Below are 4,537 nucleotides of genomic sequence, written 5' to 3'. Positions count from 1 at the left end.
GACCCCGACGGCAGCGACGACCTGAGCCCCACCGCCCGGCAGCTGCGCGACGCCCTGGCCGCCCGCGCGGCCTCGGTGCGCCCCGCCGACCGTCTCGAGGAGATCCGCATGAGCAGCCGCAGCAACCGCCGCCGCACCCGCGCCTGGGCGGCCGTCGCCGGCGCCGCAGCCGTCGTCGTCGTGGGCGGGAGCGCCTTCGCCCTCACCCAGCGCGGTGGCGACGGCAGCGTGAGCACCGTCGCGGCCTCGCAGACCGCCGCCCCCGAGCCCTCGGCCTCCTCGGCGCCGGCTCCCTCGACGGCGCCCGCGAGCAGCTCCCCCGCCGCGCCGACCACCCCGGCCGGCACGAGCGGCACCACCGGCACCGCGAGCGGCACCGCGACCGGCACCCCCGAGCGGGGGGCGAGCCCCGCGGCCACCGCCCCCGCGGCCGGCTCGCCGCTGCCCTCGGGGGCGGCCACCGTGCCGGTGTACTGGCTGGGCGGGCAGCCCGCGAAGCTCTTCCGGGAGTTCGCGCCGGCCGGGGACGGTCCCGACGACCCGACGAACGCGCTGCGCGCCATGCTCGCCGGCTCCCCCGCCGACCCCGACTACACCAGCCCCTGGAGCCCGGACCCCACCGCCGCGGTGACCCGCGAGGGCGGGCTGCTCGTGGCCGACGTCTCGGCGGCCGCGGTCGCCGGCTCCGCCGACGCCGGGCAGGTCGACACCGCCCTGCAGCAGCTCGTGCACACCGTCACCGCCGCCGCCGGCGAGACGCTGCCCGTGCAGCTGCGGGTGGACGGGCGGGCCGAGGGCCTCGCCTTCGGCCGGCCCGTGCCGGCCTCGCTCTCGCGCGCCCCGCAGGCGGACGTGCAGGCACCGGCGTGGATCACCCGGGTCGCCCCCGTCGCCGGCGGCGTCACCGTCAGCGGCGTCGGCACCGCCTTCGAGGGCACGCTGCTGTGGACGGTCGCGGACGCCTCCGGCGCGGAGGTGGCGCGCGAGGCCGTCCAGGCGGGCGCCAACGGCACCTTCGGCGAGTTCTCCTTCACCGCCCAGCTGCCCGCGGGCCGCTACACCGTGAGCGTCCTCGCCCCCGACGAGTCCGGCGGCGAGGGCGCGGCGCCGCTGCCCGACACCAAGGAGTTCACCGTCTCCTGAGGCTCCCCCGGCCGGTGCGGTGAGGGTCCTCGGGGGGCCCTCACCGCACCCTCCCCACGGCGGCGCAGCGGGTGCGCCCCGGGTCCACCCGTGCCAGGGTCGGGGCCGACCACGGAAGCGGACCTGGACGCATGGGAGCGGACGATGTTCGAACGGCTCAACACCCCCGAGCAGGTCTTCAGCTACAAGCTGGGCGCCGCCCTCACGATGGAGAGGGACACGCTGGGCATGCTGGAGGCGCTGCAGGAGGCCGCCCAGCGCGAGGAGCTCAAGCAGCTGCTGCGCGAGCACGCCGAGGAGACCCGCCAGCAGATCGAGCTCATCGAGCAGTGCTTCGCCCTGCTCGGCGAGGAGGTGGACGACTCGCCCTGCCCGGTGACCAAGGCGCTGGCCGCCGAGGCCACCGCGACGATCAAGAAGACCGACGACTCCCTGGTGGACGCGGTGATCCTCGCCGGCGCGCTGGAGACCGAGCACCACGAGCAGGCCGTCTACGAGACGCTCGTCATCCACGCCCGCGCCCGCGGCGCCGAGCGGGTCGCCGTCCTGCTGGAGACCAACCTGGCCGTCGAGCAGAGCGCCGGCGCGAGGGTCAAGGAGCTGGCGACGCGGATCGCCACCACCGGCGTGGCCGTCGAGACCGGCGGCACGAGCCGCGCGGCCAAGGCCGGCGTGGCCGCCGGGGTGGCCGCCGCGGTCGGCGCCGCCGCCGCGGTGGCCTCGAAGGTGGCCGAGCGCAAGGGCACCTCCGAGGCGCACGAGGCGGCCGAGCAGTCGCTGCGCACGACCCCGGCCACCACCTCGACGACCACCGGCACCACGACCACGGCCGGCGCCACGAGCGGGGCCACGAGCGGGGCCACGACCACGGGCGGCGCCACGACCGCGACGACGGGTGCCACCACGGGCGGCGCCACGACCGGGACGACGACCGGGACGACGAGCGGGGCCTCGGCCGAGGAGTTCAACGACGACGCGCTGCAGGAGCGCATCGCCGAGACCGAGGAGCGCGAGTCGCACGGGACCAGCGGGCACTGAGCGGGCGCTGAGCGGGCGCTGACGGCCGGGGGGCGACCCGCACGGCCGAGGAGCCCGACCGCCGGGGAGGCGGTCGGGCTCCTCGCGCGTCAGCGGCCGGAGAAGCGGCCGCGCAGCTTGGAGAAGACGCCCTGGTGGGCCGGGGACAGCTTGCCCGCGGGCTGGACCTCGCCGCGCAGCTCCGCCAGGCGCCGCAGCAGCTCCTCCTGCTCGTCGTCGAGGTCGCGCGGGGTGGTGACCTCCAGGGTGACGAGCAGGTCGCCGCGGCCCTGCGCGCGCAGGTGCTCGGCGCCGCGCTGCTTGAGCGTCACGGTCTCGCCGGCCTGCGCGCCGGGGCGCACGTCGACGTCCACCTCGCCGTCGAGGGTCTCCAGCGGGATGGTCGCGCCGAGGGCGGCGGCGGTCATCGGGACCTGCAGCGTGCACAGCAGGTCGTCGCCGCTGCGGTGGAAGACCGGGTGCGGGCGCTCGTGGATCTCGACGTAGAGGTCGCCGGGCGGGCCGCCGGCCGGGCCCACCTCGCCCTGGGAGGCGAGCTGGATGCGGGTGCCGGTGTCGACGCCGGCGGGGATGCGGATCGTCAGCGGCCGGCGGGCGCGCACGCGGCCCTCCCCCGTGCACTCCAGGCACGGCGAGGGCAAGACGGTGCCGAAGCCGTGGCAGGTGGGGCACGGGGCGGTCGTCATGACCTGGCCCAGCAGCGAGCGCACCACGCGCTGCACCGAGCCCTGCCCGTGGCAGATGTCGCAGGTCTCCGGGCTGGTGCCCGGCTGGCAGCAGGTCCCCTTGCAGGTCGGGCACAGGACGGCGGTGTCGACCTGGACGGAGCGCTCGCCGCCGAAGGCGGCCTCGGCGAGGTCGACGTCGACGCGGATCAGCGCGTCCTGGCCGCGCTGGGTGCGGCTGGCCGGGCCGGCGCCGCGACCGGCGCCGCCCTGGCCGAAGAAGGCGTCCATGATGTCCGAGAAGCCGAACCCGGCCCCGAAGCCGCCGGCGCCGCCGGGCATGGAACCGCCGCGGTCGTAGGCGGCGCGCTTGTCGGGGTTGGACAGCGTCTCGTAGGCCTGGGAGACCTCCTTGAACCTGTCCCCCGCCTCCGGGTCGTCGGTGACGTCCGGGTGGAGCTTGCGCGCCAGCTTGCGGTAGGCGCGCTTGATCTCCTCCGCGGAGGCGTCCCGGGAGACGCCGAGGACGTCGTAGTAGTCGCTCACGGGGTCGGGGTTCTCCTGTCGGTGGTCACTGGGCGAGGATGCGGGAGACGTAGCGCGCCACGGCCCGCACCGCGGCCATGGTCGTCGGGTAGTCCATGCGGGTTGGCCCCAGCACGCCGAGGCGGGCCAGGACCTGGTCGGGGCCGGTGCCGTAGCCGCTGGTGACCACGGAGGTCTCCGCGAGGCCGAGGTGCAGGTTCTCCGCGCCGATGCGCACGCTCAGCGCACCGCGGTCGCCGGCGTCCTCGGTCATCTCCTGCACCAGGCGCAGCAGCACGACGTGCTCCTCCAGCGCCTCCAGGACGCTGCCCAGGGAGGCGGCGAGGTCGGCGCCGGACTTCACGAGGTTCGCGGTGCCGGCGATGACGACGCGCTCCTCCAGGCTGGCGGTCAGGCAGTCGCCCAGGGCGGCGGCGACCTCCGCGGCCACCGCGAGGTCGGCCGGCGGGCTCTGCTGGACGAGGTCGGTGAGCGCCTCGCGCGCCCGCGCCAGGCGGCTGCCGCCCACGGCGGCGTTGACCCGGGTGCGCAGCGCGACCAGGGCGGTGGCCAGCGGCTCCGCGCCGGTGGCCGAGCGGACGTCCACGACGCGCTGCTCGACGCGGCCGGAGTCGGTGATGAGCACGACGAGCGCGCTGCGGCCGCCGACGGGGACGAGCTCGACGTGGCGCACGGCCGCGCGCGAGAGCGAGGGGTACTGCACGACGGCGGCCTGGCGGGTGATCTGGGCCAGCAGCCGCACGGTGCGGTCCACGACGTCGTCGAGGTCGGTGGCGCCGTCGAGGAAGGTCTGGATGGCCCGCTTCTCGGCGGCCGACATGGGCTTGACGCCGGCGAGGCGGTCCACGAAGAGCCGGTAGCCCTTGTCGGTGGGGATGCGCCCGGCGCTGGTGTGCGGCTGGGTGATGTACCCCTCGTCCTCCAGCGCGGCCATGTCGTTGCGGATCGTGGCCGGGGAGACGCCCAGCTGGTGGCGCTCCACGAGCGTCTTGGACCCCACCGGCTCGTGGCTGGACACGTAGTCCTCGACGATCGCGCGCAGCACCGCGAGCCTGCGGTCGTCGCTCATCCCCGCCCCCTCCGCTCTGGCACTCGACACAGCTGAGTGCCAAGTCTAGGTCAGGTGCCCCCGCTCGCGCCTCCCC

Annotated in this window: 4 protein-coding genes; 2 read left to right on the top strand and 2 right to left on the bottom strand. The window is 76.4% G+C overall.

The window, feature by feature from the left end; translation table 11 throughout:
• Together GTQ99_RS20155 and GTQ99_RS20150 are read left to right on the top strand one after the other, a co-directional pair.
• Positions 1-1,143 (top strand): Gmad2 immunoglobulin-like domain-containing protein (locus GTQ99_RS20155; protein WP_166617493.1); only part of this gene is annotated, 1,143 nt, incomplete at its 5' end.
• Positions 1,144-1,287: 144 nt separating this feature from the next.
• The gene (locus GTQ99_RS20150; protein ID WP_166617492.1) at positions 1,288-2,181 is read left to right on the top strand and encodes a ferritin-like domain-containing protein; all 894 of its coding nucleotides are present in this window, start codon (positions 1,288-1,290) and stop codon (positions 2,179-2,181) included.
• A gap of 89 nt (positions 2,182-2,270) precedes the next feature.
• Here the strand turns inward: GTQ99_RS20150 and dnaJ are convergent, their stop codons facing one another.
• Together dnaJ and hrcA are read right to left on the bottom strand one after the other, a co-directional pair.
• On the bottom strand, positions 2,271-3,392 hold the full coding sequence (gene dnaJ, locus GTQ99_RS20145; protein ID WP_166617491.1) for a molecular chaperone DnaJ: 1,122 nt from the start codon (positions 3,390-3,392) through the stop codon (positions 2,271-2,273).
• A 25-nt stretch (positions 3,393-3,417) separates the two neighbouring features.
• A complete protein-coding gene (gene hrcA, locus GTQ99_RS20140) occupies positions 3,418-4,461 on the bottom strand; it encodes a heat-inducible transcriptional repressor HrcA (protein ID WP_166617490.1) in 1,044 nt (347 codons plus the stop codon).
• Positions 4,462-4,537: the final 76 nt, after the last annotated feature.

The organism is Kineococcus vitellinus (genome assembly GCF_009906315.1).
Classification (GTDB): Bacteria; Actinomycetota; Actinomycetes; order Actinomycetales; family Kineococcaceae; genus Kineococcus; species Kineococcus vitellinus.
Note: the sequence above shows the minus strand (reverse complement) of the source record. Positions and strands in the feature narration are given on the sequence as shown.